The sequence below is a fragment of the Thermodesulfovibrio aggregans genome (genome assembly GCF_001514535.1).
Lineage (GTDB): Bacteria > Nitrospirota > Thermodesulfovibrionia > Thermodesulfovibrionales > Thermodesulfovibrionaceae > Thermodesulfovibrio > Thermodesulfovibrio aggregans.
In genome coordinates this window covers 380,876-403,720 of sequence record NZ_BCNO01000002.1, presented here as the reverse complement: position 1 = coordinate 403,720, position 22,845 = coordinate 380,876, and the positions used below count along the sequence as shown (strand labels likewise).

Sequence of the window (22,845 nt, the reverse complement as noted above, 5' to 3'; positions counted from 1 at the left end):
GTTGCGAGCCTACCTATGAGGAATTGAAACCCCGGGCATAAAACCGAACCTGATCCAGAGTTAAGCCAGTTGCGAGCCTACCTATGAGGAATTGAAACAAGAACTCTAAAACAAATTCTGGTAAGCCTTCATTTGTTGCGAGCCTACCTATGAGGAATTGAAACTTGTAGATACGGGGAGAACGGATACAAGTATAGGGGGTTGCGAGCCTACCTATGAGGAATTGAAACATTTAAGATATGCAGACAGCTTAGAAAAAAAGGTATTAGTTGCGAGCCTACCTATGAGGAATTGAAACCTCATATTGGAGTAGAAGGAACTGTAAATTGGCATTGTTGCGAGCCTACCTATGAGGAATTGAAACCGAAATCCATTGCATAACTTTTGTGCATATTGGATAGGTTGCGAGCCTACCTATGAGGAATTGAAACACCTTGAACCAAAACCAGACATAGTTCCATTGTGGAGTTGCGAGCCTACCTATGAGGAATTGAAACCAATAACAGTCACCATTTTTACTCAACTTACCAGAAAAGTTGCGAGCCTACCTATGAGGAATTGAAACTGGCAGCAATGACGAGGCTGATGAGCAGGCAGGAAGTTGCGAGCCTACCTATGAGGAATTGAAACTAACCCTCTTATAATTATTTGAACGCATAAAGTTCTGTTGCGAGCCTACCTATGAGGAATTGAAACCACCATCCCATAGAAGATTTCCCAGAACAATCGCTATGTTGCGAGCCTACCTATGAGGAATTGAAACTCACTTTACCACCAGCCCGAGAAATATACTGTTTTGCACGAGTTGCGAGCCTACCTATGAGGAATTGAAACGCAGAAAGAGATGAAAAGCTCGGCAATGTTCTCAAGTTGCGAGCCTACCTATGAGGAATTGAAACATGAGATGCTTGAGGATTTTGAAGCTCAAAGACTCGGTTGCGAGCCTACCTATGAGGAATTGAAACAGATAAAAAAAGCAACAGTGGAGATGGCAACCTCCATGAACTCATCTTCCGCTTTAACAGCAGAAGGTTCAGCCAGCCTGGCCTGTTGCTTATATATATTATACCACTATACCACATTTTAAGTTGCGAGCCTACCTATGAGGAATTGAAACACAAAGAAGCGTATCAGTATGCACCTGTTGAATTTAAAGTTGCGAGCCTACCTATGAGGAATTGAAACCCCAAAAAACTCCTCCAACACTTCCATAGCTTTCTCGTTGCGAGCCTACCTATGAGGAATTGAAACCTTGAAGGGGGGTCTGAAAAACCTCAAGAATTACTTGTTGCGAGCCTACCTATGAGGAATTGAAACTTTTTCAGTTTGCTTCGCTGTATGCAGTATATATAAGTTGCGAGCCTACCTATGAGGAATTGAAACACACATAAAAATAACACTCATCAGATATACATACAGGTTGCGAGCCTACCTATGAGGAATTGAAACTCCAACTCCGCACCACCTATCGCATCCTCAACCAACGTTGCGAGCCTACCTATGAGGAATTGAAACTTATCTAAAACATATTTTTGCGATATAAATGGTAAAGTTGCGAGCCTACCTATGAGGAATTGAAACTTATTCTAGTGATTCATATTACTGCGATTGTAGTGGGGTTGCGAGCCTACCTATGAGGAATTGAAACCAAGCAGGGTCTATATAAAGTTGATGTTCTTAAGAAGTTGCGAGCCTACCTATGAGGAATTGAAACTGGCTGGACTTCTTTCTGGGGTCCAGCCGTTATTTGCGTTGCGAGCCTACCTATGAGGAATTGAAACAATAAAAAACTTCTTGATATTATAAATAAAGTAATAAGTTGCGAGCCTACCTATGAGGAATTGAAACACTCATCACCAAAAAGCTTATGCTCAATCCTGAACAAGTTGCGAGCCTACCTATGAGGAATTGAAACCGAACTGCAAGCGTTCATTTTTGCATCAACGATATGATGGTTGCGAGCCTACCTATGAGGAATTGAAACTTTTTTGTTCCGTTGGTGCTTTTGGGTATATTTTTGAGTTGCGAGCCTACCTATGAGGAATTGAAACTATTGCACTGAATATTGGCTTTCTGATAGGTTAGCAGTTGCGAGCCTACCTATGAGGAATTGAAACGGAACATCAATTACATCAGGCGCGTAATAATAGAAACAGTTGCGAGCCTACCTATGAGGAATTGAAACGCTTTATACCTGAAGGCAAAACTGGGATAATCGGCGTTGCGAGCCTACCTATGAGGAATTGAAACATTTGATAACGCAAAATGGGGTTGTTCCAGGGTTTTTGTTGCGAGCCTACCTATGAGGAATTGAAACGCAATTATAGTGGGGGTAAAATGAAAAAAATAATAACGTTGCGAGCCTACCTATGAGGAATTGAAACATCAAACTTCAAGTAATACTTTAACTGGTTCTAATCAGTTGCGAGCCTACCTATGAGGAATTGAAACCAATCTGGGTTTCCCTTCTATGACTGCATGCTCTGCAGTTGCGAGCCTACCTATGAGGAATTGAAACAAAGAGTAATGAAAACAAAAAAAGGCAACACTCTTGGTTGCGAGCCTACCTATGAGGAATTGAAACGGGTCACAGGCGAAGCGAGAGCCAATGTTCGGGTTCACGTTGCGAGCCTACCTATGAGGAATTGAAACCTGCTAATCTACGACCCCCTTCTGCCATTGCACCCGTTGCGAGCCTACCTATGAGGATTGAAAATAGCCTATTTAAAGGAGGCTTAAAAAATGCCAAGACCAGATCCAGGAACATTTGTGGATGGGGATTATTTTCAGTCCAAGCGCTTAATGTTTCTTTTTACTCATTTTTATGAACCGCCATGTTTTGAATGCAAGTATTTTGATGAAGAAGCGTGGACATTCTATGACATCAAAAGATGCGATGCTTTTGATGAGATTCCTGATGAGATATGGTCAGATAAAAATGACCACAAAAACTCCTACCCTGGGGATAGGGGGATTAAGTTTGAGGAATACTTATAAGTTAAAAATTTTTCAGGCAAGCTTTCCTGTGAGTAATTAAGAACTAATATACTAAAAAATAAAAGCCAAGCGAGCTTAATTGAACGGAAAAATCCAGAAGCAATTGATAGGAGCTTAAAAAATTTATGTCATAAAATAAAAGCGAAAAAAAGGCAAAAAATCAAAGAGCAAAATAAGGTGACTGGAGAAATTAAAACCATATTTGATTACGATCCCACACCAGAGGAGGCAAGAAGTGATACGAAAGAAGAATATTTTGAAATTCTCTCTCGACTAAAGAATCCTGCCAAAACTGCAACTCTTGATCTTTTTTATTTATTCATGGGAAGGAAGGGTTATATCAGAGCAAAGAGATATCTTAAAAAGGCATTCGATGAAAGAGCTGAACGCCAAGCAATAGTTAGAGATTACTTTGGCGATATAATTCCAAGTGATGAACATTAAGCTGAAATTGATAGAGCCTGCAAAATACTAAGCGACATTCTATAGCCCACCTTTTAGAATCACATTTTAGAAGATTTTGCAACACTCTGAAAACACAAAATGTAAACTTCAAATATCAAGATAGAGTTTGCTAAGACCGTTGAGTGACAATAAAAAATCAAAATCACTGATAAAAAATTTAAAGCTAAAAAACTCTCAAATCTCAAGTACTAATAGTCTCAGGACATCAATTCTCATGACATCAATTCTCATGACATCAATTTTCCGAATCCATGCCGCCATTGGAGTCGAGGGCTTTATTTCGAGAAATTCAAAGTCCAAGATTTTGAGAGTGCTAACTAATATTTGAAAAATTAAAGGCTCAAGTTGTATGGCAACTGTGTTTAAATTATGTTATTCTTAAAGATGCCCTTTATTATCGTTATGTTACTGAGCATTTTAGTCGGGTACGTAATTGGTGGATTGGTATTAATCATAATACCAATAATTACAGCGTGTTTTTTTATTTACTTCTTTGGCAAATCTGCTTTGCAAAAGTACATTAAAAAACATAGAGAAAGAAAAAGGCTTAAAAAACTTCTCAAAGAAAGACTTAGGTATCTTCCATAAATTGTTATAAATACCTATCAAGTGCTTCTGCCTGTAATGAGTCTCGCATTTGTCACTCTTACCAGTGCACTGATTTCATGTTCCCTCGCAACAAATATGGAAATACAAAATAAAATAATCAATCTCATCAAAAATCGCCTCTAAGGGCTTTTACATAGACCTCTCTCAAATGCTCAGGAAGAAGCTCAGCTGGGTAACTTCCGTCAGCAATCTTCTCAAAATGCCACCACCACCTTTTGAGGTCTTCATAATCCCTCTGATGGGGCATATCAGCATCACTTTTTATAGCATTTATGATAGCCTTTTTATCCAGCTCTTTCACTCTTTCGTCCTCATCAAGCCCAAGCTCATGAATCCTATCCCTAACTACGAGCCAGGCTGGTGCAGTATGATAAAAAAACGCATAATCCATGTCTTCTTCTGGGTCTATGGCCCGCTCCCAGTCTCTAAGCAGCTCTTCGTATTCATTTGATTTTGATGATCCCATCTCTTTTATCCCCTTTTATTTTTTGTTCAAAGCTCTTCTCTTGGTCTAATCTGTAAAAGCTTTTTTTGCAAGAACATCATTACCGCTTACCACTATTTTATCATCTTTACTAAACACATTTTAAAAGACCGGCTTAATTTCAGTCTTAAGCCTATTTTTAATAGTGGTAATGTCAATAACTTTGTGTAAATTCATAAATAGGTGTATTCCTCCATTTTTCGTTTAAATGGCTTATCACTGCAAAAACTATTCTTTCAATACTTTCAACATTATTAAAACAACTCATAGTTCTCGTTCTTCGCCTTACTTCCCTAAATGCCCTCTCTATTATGTTTGTTGTCCTTAACTTCTTCCATAATGCCTTAGGTGTCTTGTAAAAAGCTGTCAATTGCTCCCAGTTCTTCCTTATACACTCTGCTGCTTTAGGATAAAGTCTGCCCCACTTGCTCTCCCATAACTGAAAATTTCTCTTCGATGAAATTTCTTTACATCCTCATCAAGACTTTTTGCTATGTTTGATATTGTTTGAGCTGATACTTCTCCAATAAGTGGTTTTAAGGCTTTAGCTGTAAGTCGTGTTGATGCTCCATAAATAAATATCTGCTTTAGTATCTCATCTATCTGGCTTTGCCTTCTTATGTATCTGGGAATTATCTTACTTTGAAAACCTGTCTCTCTTAGTCTGGGCATGTTAATCTGAAGTTTTCCATCTTTCAGGATTATGTATCTCTTCCAGTATCCATTCCTACGGTAAACTCTCTCTGGGGTTCTTTCATATTTTTGAGCCCCTGTAAGTGCTGTTATCTCCTCTTGTAATGCTAATTCAATAAACTTTTTCTTCATTAACTTCATTTTTTGTTCAAATTCTTCCCAGAAGGATTCATTAAAATTACTGTTGAATTCTTTCCATAAATCTGGTAATCTTAAATTAGTTAAAGGTTTTTCTTTCATGGGTGTATTCCTCCTTTCTTTGTTTGATTTTTGGTTAAATTAATGGAGGATACACCCTCTTTTATTGCTCTGTCAATTTTACACATAAAAAATTTTACACTACCTTTAATAGTGTTATTCTTGACTTTCATAAAGATAAGCATATATCATTATTTATGAATAAAAAAATTGCTTTCATATACGATGACATCTTCTTAAAACATGATACTCCTGCAGACCATCCTGAATCAAAAGAAAGACTTATTGCCATAGTCAACAATCTGAAAAAAGAAGAACTTTGGGATAAACTGATTCATATCAAACCAAGAAAAGCAACAGAGAAAGAATTGGCTTTGGTTCACGAACCTCACTATATTGAAAAAATAAAAAAATCTCTTCCCGGCTATTTAGACCCTGACACATATCTTTGTGAACATACTTATGAAGTTGCCTGCTATGCAGTAGGTGCTGTTCTTGATGCTATTGATGGAGTTTTAAATAAAGATTTTGAAGGTGCCTTCTGTGCAGTAAGACCCCCGGGTCATCATGCTGAGATAGATAGTGCAATGGGATTTTGTATTTTTAACAATGTTGCTGTTGGTGCAGCCTATGCAAAGACAAAGGGAATTAAAAAGATTTTTATAGTTGACATTGATGTTCATCATGGTAATGGAACTCAGCATATATTTGAAGATGACTGCTCTGTTTTTTACTTTAGTTCCCATCAATTTCCTTTTTATCCTGGCACAGGTAGAGAACTTGAAATAGGAAGGGGTGCAGGAGAAGGATGTACTTACAATGTACCTTTAAGGTCCGGTTCAGGCACAAAAGAATATTTGACAGTTTTTCAGGATATACTGCCACAGAAAATAAGAGAGACAAAGCCTGAACTAATACTTGTATCAGCAGGCTATGACATGCATAAAGATGATCCCATGAGCTATATAAATGTTACAACCGAAGGAGTAAGAAGTATAATTAGAAGCATTCTCAGGTCTTCCTATGCACCCAAGATATTTGTTCTTGAAGGTGGCTATAATCTTCAGTCTCTTTCAGAATGTGTCAAAGTCACTCTCGAAGAGATGCTAAGTTAGTTTTTCCATAGAAACAGTCCTGTGTCTTCATCAAATCCCCGTTGGAATGAATTACCTTCAAATTCAACAATCTCAAACTCAAAAGCAAAAACCTCTGCCTCATAAAGATGTCCTCCAATGCATGTAAAGTCTTCCTTTGAAAGAACAATGTGTAGATGCAGGAAAGGTTCACCATCTTTTATTGAGATGTTGCCTTTTAGTGAGAGTATTTCCATTGGTTCATTAAATTCCTGAGAAATGTACTTCTTTTCGCTTTGGTTATAATAACCAATTTTGGCTTTTTTTACAGCTCCTATTCCGCTAATTAGCCCGGAAGTTATTGAATTTTCTTTTAAAAACTTTGTAATTGTTGATACGATTTCATCACCTTTGAAAAGTCTGCCCTGAATTATTCTTTTTACAGAAAAAGTTTTATTCATATTTCCTCCTATTTAGCTTTATGGATACCTATTGCTATATTCAAGTCTTTCCCAAGCTTTTCTATATCAGCTGCTGCCTTTGCTGTCTGCTCTACAGTAATTGTAATCTCTTTTATTCCTTCTGCAATGCTTCCAATATCCTGTGTAATATGGTCTGTAACTGAGCTCATTTCCTCTGTTGCTGATGCAATTTGCTGTATCATACCCTGAAGTTCCTGTGCCTTGCTAAATATCTGCCCGAGTATCTCAGCTGATTTGTTGCTAAGCTCAACTCCACTTGCCACCTTCTTTGTTGCATCTTCCATAGAACCTTCTGCCACATCTACCTCTGTCTGTATCCCCCTTATCATCTCTGCTATCTCATCTGTTGCTTTGGCTGTTCGCTCCGCAAGTCTGCGAACTTCATCTGCTACAACTGCAAAGCCTCTTCCCTGTTCACCTGCTCGAGCTGCCTCAATCGCAGCATTCAATGCCAAAAGATTTGTCTGGTCTGCAATGTCTTTTATCACTGTTACAATCTCGCCAATCTGACGGGAACGGTCACCCAAGACATTTATCACCTCTGAAAGTTTCTGTATGGCACCCTCTATAACTTTTATCTCATTAGCTGTGTTCATTGTCATGTCTCTTCCTTCTTTTGCTACATTGGCGGTTGTGACAGATACTTCTGCAATGTTTGATGCATTCTTTGCTATGTCAACAACAGTCTGACTCATTTCCTCTGCAGCAGAGGCAATCTGACTGGCACGCTCTGTCTGTAATTTAAGATTTCTTGATATTTCCTCTGTTGTTGCAGAAAGCTGTTCTGAAGATAATGCAAGAGCTTCTGATATTCTTTTTGATTCTGCAAAGAACTTCCTTCGTTTTAGAATAATATCCTGTAAAATCTGGCAGGCTTCACCAAGTTCATCTCTGCAGTATACATTAATATCCACTGTAAAATCTCCTTTGTTAAGAGTGCCAAGAACTGATTTAAGTTCAATAGCTGATTTTCTGATAGATTTAAAAATAAAAATAGCAAGTGGAAACCCAATTAATATTGCAAAAATTGCTATTGCTGTAATTAAAAGGCAAACGGTTTTTATTGGGACTGAAATTTCTTCATCTTTTAATGATTGTGTTTGAACAAAAGCAAAAACACCTAATATAGCAATTAAAATAAGAAAAAAAATAATGATTCCAAATCCTATCCCAAGTTTTTTACCAATAGTCAGGTTTCTGAACATTATCCCTCCTCACGCTACGTAATGAATCTATTATTTGATTCTTTCTGCAAGTACTTCCAAGGAGTGTTTTACCTCTATCTGAAGACCTTCTTTATCAACACCTCCTCTTATCTGCATTACGCAGCCAGGACAGTCTGTGCATACAAGTTTAGCTTCAGTTTTTTTAATGTTTTCAAGCTTTCTTCTGAGTATTGTTCCTGATATTTCAGGGAATTTCAATGAATAACTTCCACCCATTCCACAGCATGTATCGGATTCAAACATTTCAACAAGTTTAAGCCCTGCAGTGAGAAGGCTTTCTCTCGGCTCCTGAGATATGTTGAGACTTCTGATTAAATGACAGGGGTCATGATAGGTAAATGTTATTTCTGGTGATTCTTTAAATTTTATCTTACCTTCCTTGATTAGACTATTTATGAGTTCAGAGGCATCCTTTACTTTCTCTGAAAGTTTTTCCGCTTTTTTAATTATTTCTTCACCGTAGTTTTGCTCTTTCAGATCTTTAATAAACTGCTTCTTTAGTGCCACAGTACATGTTGGACAGGCAGATACAACATAATCTGCATCCATACTTAAAAGTGCCTCTACATTTTGTTTTGAGTTGTTTGCTGCCACATCCATCACACCTGAGTATCTTGCAGGTGCACCACAACAGGTCTGTTCCTCTGGAAATACTACCTCTATGCCTGCAGCATTAAGCAGTTTAACAAGAGCTTCTCCAATTTCAGGATAGGCGAAATCAATAAGGCAACCTGCAAAAAATACTGCTTTCTTTTGAGATCTGGGTTGCTCAATCTTTTTAAATCTATCTCTAAATGGAACATCAGCAATTGCAGGCAAACTTCTTTCCTGAGTTAACTCAGACAAGAAGAAGGGTAGATGTCTTATAAATCCACTCTTTTCAAAGGGTTTCTGAAGCTTTGATGCTGCCCTGAGTATTGAATGAAATAGTTTTCTATTGTTAACAACAGAGTAAATTGCCTTTGTTGTAAAGCTTAATCCTTCTTCTTTTGCAAGTCTTTTCCTTATTTCAAGAATAAGTTCAGGAATGTTTATCTTACCCGGGCAGACTTTTACGCAGTTTCCACATTGAATGCAAAGACCCTGAATATCTTTAGATGCCTTAAGTCCTTCTGTCCATGCAGTAAGAATCGTTCCAATCCCGCCTGTATAGACTTTTCCAAATACATGTCCACCAATGAGCCTGAATACAGGACATACATTGAGGCATGAAGCGCAACGTATGCATTGTAGAGTTTGTTTGAAAACAGGGTCTTTTGCTATGGCACTGCGGTTATTGTCAAAAAGTATTATATGAAACTCCTTTTGTGAGCCATCTATGTGTATATAGGGTCTTGTTACAAAAGATATGTAACTTGTTATCAGCTGGGCTGTTGCACTTCTTGGAAGAGCTTTTATAATTGGGAATATATCTTCAACTTTAGCAACGAGCTTTTCAACTCCTACAACAGCAACATGAATTTTAGGTAAAGCCATTGTCAAACGGGCATTGCCTTCATTGGTGAATATAACGAGTGTTCCTGTTTCTGCAATAGCTATATTTGCTCCTGTAATACCCATATCGGCAGCAAGAAATTTTCTTCTCAAATGTTTTCTAGCAAATTTAACCATCTGGGCAATATCTGGCTCAACAGGTTCAACTTTTTTAGTAAAAACCTCAGAAACATCGTACCTTGTAAGATGTATTGCAGGAAGTACCATGTGAGAAGGTCTCTGCCCGGCAAGCTGAATTATCCATTCACCAAGGTCTGTTTCATCTACCTCAATTCCCTGTTCTTTGAGATATTTATTTAAATGTATCTCCTCTGTTGCCATTGATTTTGATTTAACAATGCTTTTTACATTGTTTTTCTTTGCCAGTTCAATTATGTAGTTTCTCACTTCATCAGGGCTTTTTGTGTAGAAAACCTTTGCTCCATTTGCCTGAGCTGCCTTTATAAATGTCTGCACAACTTCATCAAGATGCTCAGCAACATAGGCTTTTGCAGAGGCTATTTTTTCTCTTAGCTGTTCAAAATCAAGTCCTTCATAGGCTCGGGCTCTACTTACAGCATAGGCTTCTGAAAACCTCGTTAATGCCCCTCCTAAATTTGCATTTGATAAAGCCTTTTTTATCTCTTCTCTAATCATCTATGACCTCCTAAAAGTTATCAACACAAAGGATAATAACCCTTTCAGGTCCGTGTACTCCGATTGTAAGAACTCTTTCTATGTCAGCGGTTCTGCTAGGTCCGCTTATTACTGTCATGTAAGGAATTTTATTGATTTCTATTTGTCTAAACAATGATTCCATATCAGGTAGAATTTTTCTCATTGGAAGTACTGCTATATGAATTTCAGGTAATGTGGAACAGAGCCTCTTTGAGATATTCTCTGATATTTCAACAAGGCTTCCTGTCTCTGCCACTCCAAAATCCACCTGATTTATCCCAATCTTTGCTGATGCTGCTGAATTGAGATCTATATTAAATTCAATCTGGGGCAGTTCTTTTTGTAATGTATCTTTATCAACTCCTTCAAGGAACTCGGAATCACACCATACAACTCCCTTTGAAATCTTATTCGGAGTATTCTGTTTTATGAAATCCTTTATGAAATCAAGAGCCTCTGCTTTACTGCTAAATTTGTGAACTTCTGCATTTATTGCCTCTGCTTTTTGCTTGAAAAGATCAAACACTTTATCCCTCCTCTTTTTTATATGCTTGTGCAAGTAGATTAACTGTGTGCAAGACTTTACAGTCTCCCTGCCATCTGTGCAATCCCTCAAAAAGCTCCATCATGCAGGCAGGACAGCCTGTGCATACAGCATCTGCTCCTGTTGCCTTTATATCCTCTACTTTAGCTTTTGCAATTTTCAAGGCTGTATCTGCATGAGTCAAGTGATAACTTCCTCCACTACCACAGCATGCGTCGGGTTTTTTCATCTCAACAAGAGTAACTCCAGGAATCATTTTGAGCAACTGTCTTGGTTCATTAAATACTTTCATTGATTTTTTAAGATGACAGGAATCGTGATAGGTAACTTTTAGCTCAACCTTTCCCTTTGGTGGCTCAAATTTGATAACTTTAAGCAGAAATGTTGATATATCATAAACTCTTTCAGCCCATTTTTTTGCTTTTTCTTCATATTCTGTTCCCTCAAGAATAATCGGGTATTCATGCTTTAAAGCGCTTCCACAGGAACCACAGACTGTTACAATGTATTGTCCAGCAGTTTTTTCAAATATGTCAAGATTTTTCTTTGCAAGTTCCCTTGCTGTTTCAATGTCTCCATGAACCATAACAGGCATTCCACAGCAGTTCTGTTGCTTTGGAGTAATTGATTTAACTTTGTTTTTCCTTAAAACAAAGAGTAAATCTTCTCCCACATCAGGATAAAAATAGTTAACAGAGCAACCTGTAAAGAATACTGCAGTTGCCTGAGAATTCTCTACATCTATAACTTCAGAAACTCTATCCCTGAAGCTTTCCTTACTTAGTTCCGGTAAAACAAAGTCTTTATCAAATCTTTTCCCAAACTGTCTCAAAAATCCTCTGGGTGCACGGGCTTTCTCTCCTTCTTTTGTAAGAAAAAATCCCTGCATGGCAGCAAAGGCTTTCATTCCCTTGTCAAAAAGCTCTGGATTTTTCAGCAATCCAAAAAGTGCCTTTTTAACAAAAGGAATACCCTTTTTTCTTGCAATGGCAGCTCTAAGTCCGAGAATGATTCTGTCAAAACGAACTCCAGATGGACATGCCATCATGCACGATTTACATACAAGACAGTTAAAGATAAGTTTTACAAGAATTTCATCATCTATGTTAATTTTATCATCAAGAATAGCTTCTCCAAGTGCAATTTTTCCGCGAGCAACAGAGGACTCTTTTTTTTCAACATTGTAAATTGGACATGCGGACATACAGTTTCCGCATTTCATGCATCTTATCAACTCTCGTTTGAGAGTTTCCACATCATCAAATACTGTTTTTGCTGCAGTAGCAGGCATTTTAGTCCTCCATAGGAACGAGTTTACCAGGATTGAGTATGTTGTCAGGGTCAAGGGCTTGCTTGATTCTGCGCATAGTTTCAATCCCTGAGCGTCCGATTTCATTTTTAAGATACTTGAGCTTTGCCACACCAATTCCGTGCTCTCCAGAAAGTGTTCCACCAAGAGAAAGTGCCACTTCAAAAATTTCATCTACTGCTTTATGTACTCTTTCCATTTCTTCTTTATTCATTGGGTCAACAAGAAGTGTGGGATGAAGGTTTCCGTCACCGGCATGTCCAAAAGTGCCAATCATGAGGTTGTATTTTTTTGCAATATTCTGCACTGCAACAAGCATATCTACAAGCTTTGTTCTTGGAACTGTAGCATCTTCAAGTATTGTTGCAGGTTTTACCTGAGCAAGCGCAGGAAGTGCTGCTCTTCGAGCTGCCCATAGAGAGTCTCTTTCAGCATCAGTTTCTGCGATTTTGTATGTTCCGTTATTTTGTTTTATTATTTCAACGCATTTTTCAGCTTCCCACAATACAGAATCCTGCCCCATCCCATCAACTTCTATGAGTAAGAGAGCTTCTACATCAGTTGGAAGTCCTACTTTTGCATAGTTTTCTACTGTCTGAATGGTAACCTTATCCATTATTTCAAGAGTGGCGGGGATTACATGATTGCGAACAATATCTGTAACGGTTTTACCTGCGTCTTCAAGTTTACTGAAGAACGCTATCATTGATTTACGATATTTTGGAGCTGGAATTAGCTTACAAATTATCTCTGTTACAATACCAAGTGTTCCCTCAGAACCAACAAACAGATGGGTAAAATCATAGGCAGTTACATTCTTTACTGTTTTTCCACCAAATCTGAATATCTCACCGGTAGGCATTACAACTTCCATTCCCATTATGTAATGCTTAGTGACGCCATACTTTAATCCTCTCAGTCCACCTGCATTCTCGGCTACTGTGCCTCCAACTGTAGCTGTTGCCATTGAACCAGGATCTGGTGGATAAAGAAGTCCGTATTTTGCCACAGCATTGTTCAGCTCTGCCACAACCACACCCGGTTGAACTGTAGCTGTAAGATTGTCCGGATCTATCTCAATAATCCTGTTCATTCGCTGAAAACCTATGACAACACCTTTGCTTAGAGGAACAGGACCTCCGCTTAAAGAAGTTCCAGCACCTCTTGGATAAATTGGTGTTTTTGTTTGTCTTGCAAGAATGACAAGTTCCTGCACCTGTTTTGTATTTTCAGGAAAAACAACCACCCCGGGAATTTCCCGAGGAATCCCGGGGGTGGCATCATAACTATATGAGATAAGTTCAGCCTTATCAGTAAGAACATTTTCAGGTCCAAAAATATTCTTACACTTATCTATAAAAGTTTTATCAATCATCTTATAGCTCCCCTACCTACTACTCTTGATAGAATGACTATAAATATGGATACTGCAAAAGTTATTATTAGATAGTTAAGTCCCTCTGTAGAAGGAGTTGCTGCTGCAGGTTTTGCTGCCTGTGCAGCTGCCTGGACAACCTGCTCCCATTGTGGTATCATCCATGTAAATACATACGCCTGAAGCATTGCCAATACACCCATGAGGAAAGTAAGTATTATGGAGTGTTTAAGAGTAAATCTGAAGATATCACCTTCATGTCCGACATAACCTGTTGCTGCAGTTGCTACTGCGATAGACTGGGGAGAAATCATTTTACCAAAAACTCCACCGGAAGAGTTTGTTGCAACAGTTAGCACAGGGTCTATTCCAATCTGACGGGCTGTAACTTCCTGAAGCTTTCCAAACAAAGCATTGGAAGACGTATCTGAACCGGTCATGAAAACACCAAGCCAGCCAAGAAATGCTGCAAAGAATGGGAAAATTACACCAGTTGATGCAAAGGCATAACCAAGTGTAATAGCCATTCCTGAGAAATTATAAAGATAGGCAAATCCAAGAATTGTTCCAATTGTTACAATAGGCCATTTAAGCTGATTTAGGGTTTTCCCTGCAACTCTGAGAGCAGTTCCAATTGATGCTCCCATTACAGGAATTGAGAGTATTCCTGCAAAGAGTATTGCTGTTCCAGCTGCAGAGAGTATGTTAAAAGCATAAACTGCGGCTTTTGGTTTTCCAAGATGATCAATTACTTCCTTGTCAAGCCCTGTGATAGGGAATTTAAAAGTGGCTATCTGGTCAAGATAAGCTTTAACTGGCTTTATACCCCATGCAGCAACGAAAATTGAAAGAAGTATAAATGGTGCCCAAGCTCTGAATACCTGACCAGCAGTATATTCAAGCTTTGCCTTTCCCGTTGCCGCTGCCTCATGTTCAAAGGTCCACGATTCCTTTGGATGCCATATTTTAGCAAATACTACTGTTGCAATAATTGATACAATTGCTGAAAGTATATCTGGCAGGTAAGGACCAATATAGTTTGAAACTAAAAATTGTGTTAACGCAAAAGAACCTCCACTTACTAAAAGAATGGGCCAGATTTCAACAGCTTTTTTCCATCCAGCCATAACAACAGCCATATAAAATGGGACTATTATGCTGAAAAATGGAAGTTGTCTTCCAACCATCTTACTCATTGCCATCATATCAACGCCAGAGACTGCTGAGCCGACAACAATAGGAATTCCAATTGCACCGAAGGCAACAGGTGCCGTATTTGCAATAAGACAGATACCTGCAGCATAAATAGGATTGAATCCCAATCCGGCAAGCATTGCTGCAGAAATTGCAACAGGTGTTCCAAATCCTGCAGCTCCTTCAAGGAATGCACCGAAAGAATAAGCAATAATTACTGCCTGAACTCTTCTGTCATCAGAGATTGCAGCAAGAGAGTTTTTGATAATCTCAAACTGCTTTGTTTCAACAGAAAGATTGTAAATATAAACTGCTGTAACAACAATCCAGCAAACGGGCCACAGACCAAAAAGAAAACCATTAAAAATTGAGAATAAAGAAAGATTCACCGGCATTCCATAGGCAACAATAGAGATTAAAACAGCAATAGCTACCGCTGAAATTGCTGCCCAGTGCCCTTTCATTCTTTTGTAGGCAAGTGCCCAGAAAAGATAAAGAATAGGCACTGCCGCAACCAGAGCACTTAAGGCAAGGCTACCCAATGGATTGATGTCCATTTTCCAGGGCATAGTTTAACCTCCTTGAAAAGTTTTTAATAAATTATCCACAATTTGCAGGGTATTGTAAATCAGAAAAATCCTACATGCTTGTAGGAAAATTCCTACAAGGCAAGAAGAAACTCAAGAATTGCCTTTGAAGTATGAAGTCTGTTTTCTGCCTGCTCTAATACAACGCTCTGAGGTCCGTCAATCACTTCATCGGTTATTTCTTCTCCTCTGTGAGCTGGCAGACAGTGCATCACTATTGCATCAGACTTTGCTCTCTTCAGAAGTTGACTGTTTACCTGAAAATCTTTCAATTTTCTTTTCTTTTCAACGTTTTCCTCTTCACCCATGCTTAGCCATACATCTGTATAAATTACATCTGCCTCTTTAACTGCCTCTTCTGGATTGTTAAAGAGTTTTACTTCAGTATGAGTTTTTGCTTTTTCAATTACTTCTTCTGAAGGCTCATATCCTTCAGGCGTTGCCACATGAATTTTAACTCCTGTTAAAGTGCTTGCTTCAATTAAAGAGTTCGCCACATTGTTTCCATCACCAACATAAGCAAGTTTTATTCCCTCAAGTCTACCCTTTTTCTCCAGAATTGTCATCATATCTGCCAGTGCCTGACAGGGATGGTGTTCATCAGTCAAAGCATTTATAACAGGGACTGTAGAGTATTTTGCAAACTCTTCAACTATTGCATGAGAAAAAGTTCTGATTACAATGCCATCAAGATATCTTGAAAGCACCTGAGCAGTATCTTTTATTGTTTCTCCCCTTGAAAGCTGAAGTTCCTTTGAACTTAAACATAGGGGATGTGCTCCTAACTGATAAATTGCCACTTCAAAGGAAACTCTTGTTCTTGTTGAAGGTTTTTCAAAAATCATACCAATGCTTTTACCAATGAGAGGACACTTTGAAAAATCTTTATTTGATTTAAACTCAATTGCTCTATTTATAAGTGAGATAAATTCATCTTTACTTAAATCAAGCACTCTGAGATAGTCTCGCTTCACTTTATAGCCTCCTTAAGTGCTTTATCAAAAATAGAGACTGCCTCATCCACATCGTCCTTTTCAATTATCAAAGGTGGAGTAAATCTTATCACAGAGCCATCTCCTGCAAGTCCTATTAAAAGTCCCTTTTCCAGACATTTTTCAACAATCGGGACTCCACTGTCTGTAAGCTCTATGCCAATTAAAAGTCCTATACCTCTTATTTCTTTAATTATTTCTGGATATTTTTCCTTCAAGCCATTAAGCTTTTTCATAAAATACTTTGAAATTCTCTGGCAGTAGTCAAGAAGATAACCATCTTCAAGAATTGTCTCAAGAGTTGCCACTGCAGCTGCACAGGCAACAGGATTTCCACCAAATGTGGAAGCATGAGTTTTTGGGGCAAATGCCTGAGCAATTTCTTCCTTTGTAAGAATTGCTCCAATTGGAAGTCCTCCACCAAGACCTTTTGCAAGCGTCATAATGTCCGGTTCAATTCCAAAGTGCTCATAGGCAAAAAGTTTGCCAGTCCTTCCAATTCCTGTCTGAACTTCATCCAAGATAAGAAGAATCTTATATTTGTCGCAGATTTCACGAACCTCTTTAAGATAGTTTTTATCAGGAATGTTAACTCCGCCCTCTGCCTGAATTGGTTCAAGAATTACAGCACAGGTCTTATCTGTAATTGCCTTTTCTATGGCTTCTACATCATTAAAGGGAACAAACTTTACCCCTGGAAGCAATGGTTCAAAGCCATGATGATACTTTTCCTGCCCTGTAACCGAGAGACTTCCGAAACTTCTTCCGTGAAATGAGTTTTCTGCTGCGATAAATTCATGGCGTTGCTCACCAAATTTATTTTTCATGTATATTCTTGAGAGTTTCAACGCACCTTCATTTGCTTCTGTCCCGGAATTACAGAAAAAAACTCTATCTGCAAATGAGTTTTCAATTAAAATTTTAGCGAGTTTTACCTGAGGCTCTGTATAGTAAAGATTTGATACATGAATCAATCTCTGCACCTGTTTTTGCACTTCTAATACCACTTTTCTTGGACAATGTCCAAGCACATTTACCGCAATACCTGCAAGACAATCTATATATTCCTTTCCATTAATGTCCCATACTCTTACACCCCTACCCTTTCTCAAAACAACAGGAAATCTTTTATAAGTTGGGATTAAATATTTTTCACTGAGTTCTATGACCTCTTTTGCTTCCATAAAGCTTTATAATACCATAAAAAAGCCTGTTAATGGTATAATTTTAGATTAATGAAAAAAGAAATTAGAAAAAAAATGCTTGAAATGAGGAATAAAATTGAACAGGAGATAAAAATTAGAAAGGATGAAAAAATTGCTTTAAAATTCATTGATTTCATGAAACAAAGGCATATAAAAACAGTGCTTCTATATGCCTCCTTTGGAAGTGAGGTTGATACATGGAGAATTTTTGAACAATGTAAAAAACTCTCAATAAAAACAGCTTTTCCAAAGGTAAAGGAAAAAACTTTAGAAGTTTACTGGGTAAAAGATATCTCTCAACTGGCAAAAGGATATAAATCAATCCTTGAACCCTTTAACGCTAAGAAAGCTGAACTTGATGAGATTGAGGTTATTGCAGTGCCCGGATTAGCTTTTGATAAAAAATGTTTTAGAATTGGATATGGTGGTGGGTTTTATGATAGGCTTCTTGCCAACAAAAAAGGATTGTCAGTTGGATTAGCCTATGAAGAGCAAATTTTAGATGAGATACCTATAGAAAACCATGATATAAAGGTTGATTTTATAATAACTGATGAAAGGGTGATAAACTGTGTTTGACAGAGAAAAGATTAAAAAAGGTGTAAGACTTATTATTGAGGGAATTGGAGAAAATCCTGAAAGAGAAGGACTTGTTGAAACTCCTGATCGTATTGCAAGAATGTATGAGGAAATTTTTAAAGGACTTGAACCTCCTGAGGAGGAGTTGCTCAAATGCATTGAGGGAGAAACTCACGACGAGATGGTTCTTCTAAGAAATATACCATTTTATTCTGTTTGTGAACACCACTTTTTACCTTTTTTTGGAAATGCACATATTGCCTATATTCCCGATGGCAGAATAGTTGGATTAAGTGAGCTTCCTCGTGCTCTTGATTATCTAGCAAAAAGACCCCAAGTTCAGGAAAGACTTACCAAACAACTGGCGGACTTGATAGTGGAAAAGATAAAACCAAAGGGATGCATGGTAGTTATTGAAGCAGAGCATTTATGCATGAGTATGAGAGGGATAAAAAAACCAGGTGTAAAAACAATTACCTCTGCAGTAAGAGGTATTTTTAGAAAAAGTCAGACAACCAGACAGGAAGCATTAGAATTGATAAATAAGGATAAATAAATGAGCGCAGTAATTATTGATGGCAAAATGCTTGCAAATAAGATTAAAGAGGAACTAAAAAATGAGGTATCTGAACTGAAAAATAAAGGCATTAAGCCATGTCTTGCTGTTTTGCTTGTTGGGGAAAATAAGGCAAGTCAAAAATATGTTTCTTATAAGGAAAAAGCCTGCAATGAACTTGGGATTGAAAGCCAGGTTTACAAACTTCCTGAAAATACAAATGAATCAGTTTTAACTAATATCATCAATGAATTAAATGAAAATCCTAAGGTAAATGGAATACTCGTTCAATTACCACTTCCAAGACATTTAGCTGAGCAGAGAGTTTTACAAAAAATAGATCCATTTAAAGATGTAGATGGTTTTACTCCATACTGTCTTGGAAGACTTTTGATTGATAATCCACTGTTTATTCCGTGCACACCAAAAGGCGTTTTAAGAATGATTGATGAATATAAAATTACTCTTGAAGGGAAAAATGCTGTTGTAATTGGAAGAAGTATTATTGTAGGGAAACCTCTTTCTTTAATTCTATTAAGAAGAAACGCCACGGTTACAATCTGCCACAGTAAAACAAAAGAGATTCAGGAGATAACAAAAAAAGCTGATATTTTATGTGTTGCCATAGGCAAAGAGCGTTTTATCAAGGCTTCAATGGTAAAGGAAGGTGCTGTTGTAATTGACATTGGAATAAATGTTACAGCTTCAGGAAAAGTTGTAGGAGATGTTGATTTTGATGCGGTTAAAGAAAAAGCCTCTTACATTACACCTGTTCCAGGAGGAGTTGGACCAATGACAATAGCTATGCTTATGGAAAATACGATTTATGCGGCAAAGCTTCAGAGAGGACTGCTGTGATTGTAAGTAACAGGAAAGATTTAAAAGAGATTGAAAAATATATTGAAAATCTTGATAAATTCTTTCTTATTGGCTGTTCCGAATGCGCCACTTTATGCGGCACAGGTAATGAGGAAGCGATTTTAAATTTAAAACAATGGCTTGAAGACAATCATAAAAAAGTAACTGGATGGATGATTGCAAAAACAGGCTGTCAGATTCTTGGAACTAAAAGAGAACTCTCTCAATACAAAGAGGCTATTGAGCAAGCTCAATGCATAATGGTTCTTTCCTGTGGTGCAGGAACGCAAACTATTACAGAACTTTTTGAAGAAAAACCAGTTATTCCATTAAATGATACACTTTTTATTGGTAACATGCGGAGATTCAGAGAATTTGAGGAAAGATGTCGTGCCTGCGGTGAATGTTTTCTTGCCATAACAGGAGTGTGCGTTGTAACTCTCTGTCCAAAATCAATGCTCAATGGACCATGCGGAGGATACAAAGAAGGCAGATGCGAAGTTAATCCTCTGAGAAAGTGCGCATGGATAATTGCATATGAAACTTTGGAAAAAAGAGGACTTATGGAAAAATTTTATGAAAATATCCTGGGTCCAAAGGATTGGTCAAAGGCTAATTCACCAAGACAGCTTAAAGCCTCTACAGGCTATTCAAAATCCAAAACAGAAGATCCAAAGGAGAAATAAAATTGAGCAATCTCAAAAAGAAATTAGTTAATGGAGAGTTTGTAGTTACTGCAGAACTTACACCTCCTAAGGGACCTGAAATAAATCAGATGATAGATAAATTAAAGGAATTAAAACCATTAGTTGATGCCGTAAACTTTACTGATAATCCTTCTGGCAAAATGCGTATGTGCTCTCTTGCCGCCTGTAAAATTTCTTTAGATTTAGGTTTTGAACCTGTGCTGCAAATGACCTGCAGAGACCGTAACAGAATTGGTATTCAATCAGATCTTCTTGGTGCTCATGCTTTAGGAATAAGAAATCTTCTCTTAATGACAGGAGACCATCCAATCTTGGGAGACCAAAAAGAAGCAAAACCTGTTTATGACATAGACTCTTCAATACTGATTAGATTGATAAATAATCTTAACAATGGATTAGACATAAATGGAAATAGATTGAATGGAAAAACTGAATTTTTTTATGGAGGCGTGGTAAATCCAAATGCAGAACCACTGATACCTCAACTAAAAAGATTTGAGCAAAAGCTTAAAATGGGTGCAGAGTTTTTTCAAACACAGATGATATTTGAAATTGAAAAACTTGAGAAATTTATGGATTACGCACAAAGGTTTAATACAAAGGTAATTGCAGGTGTTGTTATTATAAGAAGTAAAAAAATGTTACATTATCTTAACAGTAAAGTGCCAGGTGTTAGTGTGCCAAAATGGCTGATAGACAAAATCGAAGGATTCAATGATGAAGATGTAGAAAAGTTTGGGATTGATTTTACAGCAAAATTAATTTTAAATATTATGGAGAAAAAAATCTGCCATGGAATTCATCTAATGGCATTTTCAAAGGTGGAAGAAGTGAAAAATTTGCTAAATTACATTAAAATTTAAATATGGGACTCGTTGGTACAACCTCTTTAGGAGACTATCTTGTAAAGAAAGGTTTAATTACTGAGGAACAGCTTTTTAATGCCATAAGAGTCCAAAAATTAGAAAAAATCAGGATTAGTGAAGCTCTTATAAAGTTAGGATATGTCTCTGAAAATGAAATTTACTCTGCATTAAGCGAAATATATGAATATCCTGTAATAAATCTGACAGAAGAATTAATAGATAAAAAAGCCTTAAAATTAGCGCCAGAGGAATTTATAGTAAAGTATAAATTTATTCCTTTCAGCAAAACAGAAAACACTGTTAAAGTAGCAATCTCTGATGTGGCTAATGTGAATTATATAAAATCCATTTTATCCGGATTTAATATACAAATCTACCTTGTAAAAAATTCTGAGTTAACAAAGCTGATTCATAGCCTGTTCGATACAGAAGTAGAAGAAGACACCCTTGGAACTTTATTAGACATTGCTGTTGCTGAGGCAACTAAAGATGAAGAAATTGAGACAAAGGAAGAACCTGTCGTCAAAATAGAAGGTCCAATAATAAATCTTGCCAATGAGATTATCATAAATGCCTTAAAAAAGAGAGCATCTGATATTCATATTGAACCTCATGAAAAAGGCGTTTTTGTAAGATACAGAATAGATGGGGTACTTCATAATATTTCAAATCTTTCACCTAAAATAAAAAGTCCACTAACGACAAGATTTAAGATAATGGCACACCTTGATATTTCGGAAAGAAGACTCCCTCAGGATGGAAGAATTAGATTAAAATTCTCAGGTAGAGATATTGACTTCAGAGTATCAACTCTTCCAGTCATTCATGGAGAAAAGATTGTTTTAAGAATTCTTGAAAAGGGGTCACTACAGCTTGATTTAACTCGCCTTGGTTTTGAAAAAAGATCATTAGACTTTTTTCTTGAAGCTCTAAATAAACCTTATGGAATGATTCTTGTAACAGGACCTACGGGTTCGGGAAAAACAACAACTCTATACTCTGCTTTGCTAAAACTAAACAAACCAGAAGTTAACATCATGACCGTTGAAGATCCTGTGGAGTACAGTTTCCCGGGAATAAATCAGGTTCAGGTAAAAGAAGAAATTGGGCTTACCTTTGCTTCTGCACTCAGAGCATTTCTCAGACAGGACCCTGACATAATAATGGTTGGTGAGATTAGAGATTTTGAAACTGCAGAGATTGCCGTAAAAGCTGCCCTTACAGGGCATCTAGTCCTAAGTACACTTCATACGAACGATGCACCAAGTACAATCACAAGACTTGTAAACATGGGAATAGAGCCATTTTTGATATCTTCATCTGTAATTTTGATTGTAGCTCAAAGACTTGTAAGAAAACTATGTCCTCATTGTAAAAAAGAAGAATCATATTCGAAAGATTATCTTATTAAAGCTGGCTTTCCAGAGGATAAAATTGACCAGATTAAAATTTATGGACCTAAAGGTTGCAATCAATGTAATAACACAGGTTATTCAGGAAGAGTTGCCCTCTATGAGGTAATGCCTATCAAAAATGAGATAAAAGAGCTCATACTAACGGGTGCTTCTGAAGCAGAGATAAAAAAAGAGGCATTAAAACTCGGTATGATAACCTTAAGACAGAGCGGAATCCATAAAGTTATGCAGGGAATTACTTCTATTGATGAAGTCATGCGAATAACCTTTGAGGACTAAT

The 22,845-nt window shown here is 37.4% G+C and carries 22 protein-coding genes and 2 CRISPR repeat arrays; of the genes, 10 read left to right on the top strand and 12 right to left on the bottom strand.

The features are described 5' to 3' along the window. A CRISPR array of direct repeats spans nucleotides 1-965; the repeat unit is 30 nt; unit sequence GTTGCGAGCCTACCTATGAGGAATTGAAAC. Between the two features lie 121 nt (nucleotides 966-1,086). Continuing rightward, nucleotides 1,087-2,717: direct repeats of the CRISPR family, unit length 30 nt; unit sequence GTTGCGAGCCTACCTATGAGGAATTGAAAC. A gap of 25 nt (nucleotides 2,718-2,742) precedes the next feature. The 3 genes from TAGGR_RS10765 (at nucleotide 2,743) to TAGGR_RS10515 (ending at nucleotide 4,050) form a co-directional block, all read left to right on the top strand. Next, entirely contained in the window at nucleotides 2,743-2,997 is a 255-nt protein-coding gene (locus tag TAGGR_RS10765) for a hypothetical protein (protein WP_059176942.1), read from the top strand. Nucleotides 2,998-3,174: 177 nt separating this feature from the next. After that, entirely contained in the window at nucleotides 3,175-3,441 is a 267-nt protein-coding gene (locus TAGGR_RS08535) for a hypothetical protein (RefSeq protein WP_059176941.1), read from the top strand. A 405-nt stretch (nucleotides 3,442-3,846) separates the two neighbouring features. Further along, nucleotides 3,847-4,050 carry a hypothetical protein gene (locus tag TAGGR_RS10515; RefSeq protein ID WP_153000508.1) on the top strand — a complete coding sequence of 68 codons (204 nt, stop codon included), beginning with the start codon at nucleotides 3,847-3,849 and terminating at the stop codon, nucleotides 4,048-4,050. 127 nt (nucleotides 4,051-4,177) lie between these two features. On the opposite strand, the gene TAGGR_RS08530 is transcribed toward TAGGR_RS10515, so the two are convergent. The 3 genes from TAGGR_RS08530 to TAGGR_RS08525 form a co-directional block, all read right to left on the bottom strand. Continuing rightward, complete coding sequence (locus tag TAGGR_RS08530; RefSeq protein ID WP_059176940.1) at nucleotides 4,178-4,537, bottom strand: hypothetical protein; 360 nt, start codon at nucleotides 4,535-4,537, stop codon at nucleotides 4,178-4,180. A 172-nt stretch (nucleotides 4,538-4,709) separates the two neighbouring features. Beyond that, nucleotides 4,710-5,018 carry a transposase gene (locus TAGGR_RS11195; protein WP_082673626.1) on the bottom strand — a complete coding sequence of 103 codons (309 nt, stop codon included), beginning with the start codon at nucleotides 5,016-5,018 and terminating at the stop codon, nucleotides 4,710-4,712. Then, entirely contained in the window at nucleotides 4,943-5,488 is a 546-nt protein-coding gene (locus tag TAGGR_RS08525; RefSeq protein ID WP_059176939.1) for a transposase, read from the bottom strand. Before TAGGR_RS08525 ends, TAGGR_RS11195 begins: the two co-directional genes overlap by 76 nt. Nucleotides 5,489-5,643: 155 nt before the next feature. Here TAGGR_RS08525 and TAGGR_RS08520 point away from each other — a divergent pair, with 155 nt between their 5' ends. Continuing rightward, nucleotides 5,644-6,561, top strand: a complete 918-nt coding sequence (locus TAGGR_RS08520; protein WP_059176938.1) for a histone deacetylase family protein — start codon at nucleotides 5,644-5,646, stop codon at nucleotides 6,559-6,561. Here TAGGR_RS08520 and TAGGR_RS08515 read toward each other — a convergent pair. From TAGGR_RS08515 to TAGGR_RS08475, 9 genes are all read right to left on the bottom strand, one after another. Continuing rightward, nucleotides 6,558-6,980 carry a PPC domain-containing DNA-binding protein gene (locus TAGGR_RS08515; RefSeq protein WP_059176937.1) on the bottom strand — a complete coding sequence of 141 codons (423 nt, stop codon included), beginning with the start codon at nucleotides 6,978-6,980 and terminating at the stop codon, nucleotides 6,558-6,560. The genes TAGGR_RS08520 and TAGGR_RS08515 overlap by 4 nt on opposite strands. A gap of 8 nt (nucleotides 6,981-6,988) precedes the next feature. Next, nucleotides 6,989-8,206 (bottom strand): methyl-accepting chemotaxis protein, encoded by a 1,218-nt coding sequence (locus TAGGR_RS08510; protein ID WP_059176936.1) that lies wholly within the window; start codon nucleotides 8,204-8,206, stop codon nucleotides 6,989-6,991. Between the two features lie 30 nt (nucleotides 8,207-8,236). After that, on the bottom strand, nucleotides 8,237-10,357 hold the full coding sequence (gene ldhH, locus TAGGR_RS08505) for an L-lactate dehydrogenase (quinone) large subunit LdhH (RefSeq protein WP_059176935.1): 2,121 nt from the start codon (nucleotides 10,355-10,357) through the stop codon (nucleotides 8,237-8,239). A 10-nt stretch (nucleotides 10,358-10,367) separates the two neighbouring features. After that, nucleotides 10,368-10,904: a LutC/YkgG family protein gene (locus tag TAGGR_RS08500; RefSeq protein WP_059176934.1), complete on the bottom strand. Its 537-nt coding sequence runs from the start codon at nucleotides 10,902-10,904 to the stop codon at nucleotides 10,368-10,370. A 1-nt stretch (nucleotide 10,905) separates the two neighbouring features. Then, nucleotides 10,906-12,213: a (Fe-S)-binding protein gene (locus TAGGR_RS08495; RefSeq protein WP_059176933.1), complete on the bottom strand. Its 1,308-nt coding sequence runs from the start codon at nucleotides 12,211-12,213 to the stop codon at nucleotides 10,906-10,908. Nucleotide 12,214: 1 nt separating this feature from the next. Then, on the bottom strand, nucleotides 12,215-13,606 hold the full coding sequence (locus tag TAGGR_RS08490) for an FAD-binding oxidoreductase (protein WP_059176932.1): 1,392 nt from the start codon (nucleotides 13,604-13,606) through the stop codon (nucleotides 12,215-12,217). Beyond that, the gene (locus TAGGR_RS08485; protein ID WP_059176931.1) at nucleotides 13,603-15,369 is read right to left on the bottom strand and encodes an L-lactate permease; all 1,767 of its coding nucleotides are present in this window, start codon (nucleotides 15,367-15,369) and stop codon (nucleotides 13,603-13,605) included. The genes TAGGR_RS08490 and TAGGR_RS08485 overlap by 4 nt, the downstream gene beginning before the upstream one ends. 92 nt (nucleotides 15,370-15,461) lie before the next feature. Continuing rightward, complete coding sequence (argF, locus tag TAGGR_RS08480) at nucleotides 15,462-16,361, bottom strand: ornithine carbamoyltransferase (RefSeq protein ID WP_059176930.1); 900 nt, start codon at nucleotides 16,359-16,361, stop codon at nucleotides 15,462-15,464. Then, nucleotides 16,358-17,563, bottom strand: coding sequence for an acetylornithine transaminase (locus tag TAGGR_RS08475; RefSeq protein ID WP_059176929.1), 1,206 nt, complete (start codon nucleotides 17,561-17,563; stop codon nucleotides 16,358-16,360). Before TAGGR_RS08475 ends, argF begins: the two co-directional genes overlap by 4 nt. A gap of 51 nt (nucleotides 17,564-17,614) precedes the next feature. Between TAGGR_RS08475 and TAGGR_RS08470 the strand changes: the two genes are divergently transcribed. Genes TAGGR_RS08470 through pilB form a run of 6 tightly spaced genes read left to right on the top strand, consistent with a single transcriptional unit; the run spans nucleotide 17,615 to nucleotide 22,844 of the window. Next, nucleotides 17,615-18,163, top strand: a complete 549-nt coding sequence (locus TAGGR_RS08470; RefSeq protein WP_059176928.1) for a 5-formyltetrahydrofolate cyclo-ligase — start codon at nucleotides 17,615-17,617, stop codon at nucleotides 18,161-18,163. Then, complete coding sequence (gene folE / locus TAGGR_RS08465) at nucleotides 18,156-18,719, top strand: GTP cyclohydrolase I FolE (RefSeq protein WP_059176927.1); 564 nt, start codon at nucleotides 18,156-18,158, stop codon at nucleotides 18,717-18,719. Before TAGGR_RS08470 ends, folE begins: the two co-directional genes overlap by 8 nt. Beyond that, on the top strand, nucleotides 18,720-19,577 hold the full coding sequence (folD, locus tag TAGGR_RS08460) for a bifunctional methylenetetrahydrofolate dehydrogenase/methenyltetrahydrofolate cyclohydrolase FolD (RefSeq protein WP_059176926.1): 858 nt from the start codon (nucleotides 18,720-18,722) through the stop codon (nucleotides 19,575-19,577). Further along, entirely contained in the window at nucleotides 19,574-20,263 is a 690-nt protein-coding gene (locus TAGGR_RS08455; protein WP_059176925.1) for a methylenetetrahydrofolate reductase C-terminal domain-containing protein, read from the top strand. Before folD ends, TAGGR_RS08455 begins: the two co-directional genes overlap by 4 nt. Nucleotides 20,264-20,265: 2 nt before the next feature. Next, nucleotides 20,266-21,147 carry a methylenetetrahydrofolate reductase gene (locus TAGGR_RS08450; RefSeq protein ID WP_059176924.1) on the top strand — a complete coding sequence of 294 codons (882 nt, stop codon included), beginning with the start codon at nucleotides 20,266-20,268 and terminating at the stop codon, nucleotides 21,145-21,147. Between the two features lie 2 nt (nucleotides 21,148-21,149). Further along, a complete protein-coding gene (gene pilB, locus TAGGR_RS08445; RefSeq protein ID WP_059176923.1) occupies nucleotides 21,150-22,844 on the top strand; it encodes a type IV-A pilus assembly ATPase PilB in 1,695 nt (564 codons plus the stop codon). The last annotated feature ends 1 nt before the right edge of the window (nucleotide 22,845 follow it).

Bases quoted from the DNA above. Each gene is read 5' to 3' on its own strand.
- TAGGR_RS08470 (WP_059176928.1), top strand. From the start codon at position 17,615: ATGAAAAAAGAAATTAGAAAAAAAATGCTTGAAATGAGGAATAAAATT.
- TAGGR_RS08490 (WP_059176932.1), bottom strand. From the start codon at position 13,606: ATGATTGATAAAACTTTTATAGATAAGTGTAAGAATATTTTTGGACCT.
- TAGGR_RS08475 (WP_059176929.1), bottom strand. From the start codon at position 17,563: ATGGAAGCAAAAGAGGTCATAGAACTCAGTGAAAAATATTTAATCCCA.
- TAGGR_RS08525 (WP_059176939.1), bottom strand. From the start codon at position 5,488: ATGAAAGAAAAACCTTTAACTAATTTAAGATTACCAGATTTATGGAAA.
- pilB (WP_059176923.1), top strand. From the start codon at position 21,150: ATGGGACTCGTTGGTACAACCTCTTTAGGAGACTATCTTGTAAAGAAA.
- TAGGR_RS08530 (WP_059176940.1), bottom strand. From the start codon at position 4,537: ATGGGATCATCAAAATCAAATGAATACGAAGAGCTGCTTAGAGACTGG.
- TAGGR_RS08485 (WP_059176931.1), bottom strand. From the start codon at position 15,369: ATGCCCTGGAAAATGGACATCAATCCATTGGGTAGCCTTGCCTTAAGT.
- TAGGR_RS10515 (WP_153000508.1), top strand. From the start codon at position 3,847: ATGCCCTTTATTATCGTTATGTTACTGAGCATTTTAGTCGGGTACGTA.
- folD (WP_059176926.1), top strand. From the start codon at position 18,720: ATGAGCGCAGTAATTATTGATGGCAAAATGCTTGCAAATAAGATTAAA.
- TAGGR_RS08495 (WP_059176933.1), bottom strand. From the start codon at position 12,213: ATGCCTGCTACTGCAGCAAAAACAGTATTTGATGATGTGGAAACTCTC.
- TAGGR_RS08515 (WP_059176937.1), bottom strand. From the start codon at position 6,980: ATGAATAAAACTTTTTCTGTAAAAAGAATAATTCAGGGCAGACTTTTC.
- TAGGR_RS08510 (WP_059176936.1), bottom strand. From the start codon at position 8,206: ATGTTCAGAAACCTGACTATTGGTAAAAAACTTGGGATAGGATTTGGA.
- ldhH (WP_059176935.1), bottom strand. From the start codon at position 10,357: ATGATTAGAGAAGAGATAAAAAAGGCTTTATCAAATGCAAATTTAGGA.
- TAGGR_RS08520 (WP_059176938.1), top strand. From the start codon at position 5,644: ATGAATAAAAAAATTGCTTTCATATACGATGACATCTTCTTAAAACAT.
- TAGGR_RS10765 (WP_059176942.1), top strand. From the start codon at position 2,743: ATGCCAAGACCAGATCCAGGAACATTTGTGGATGGGGATTATTTTCAG.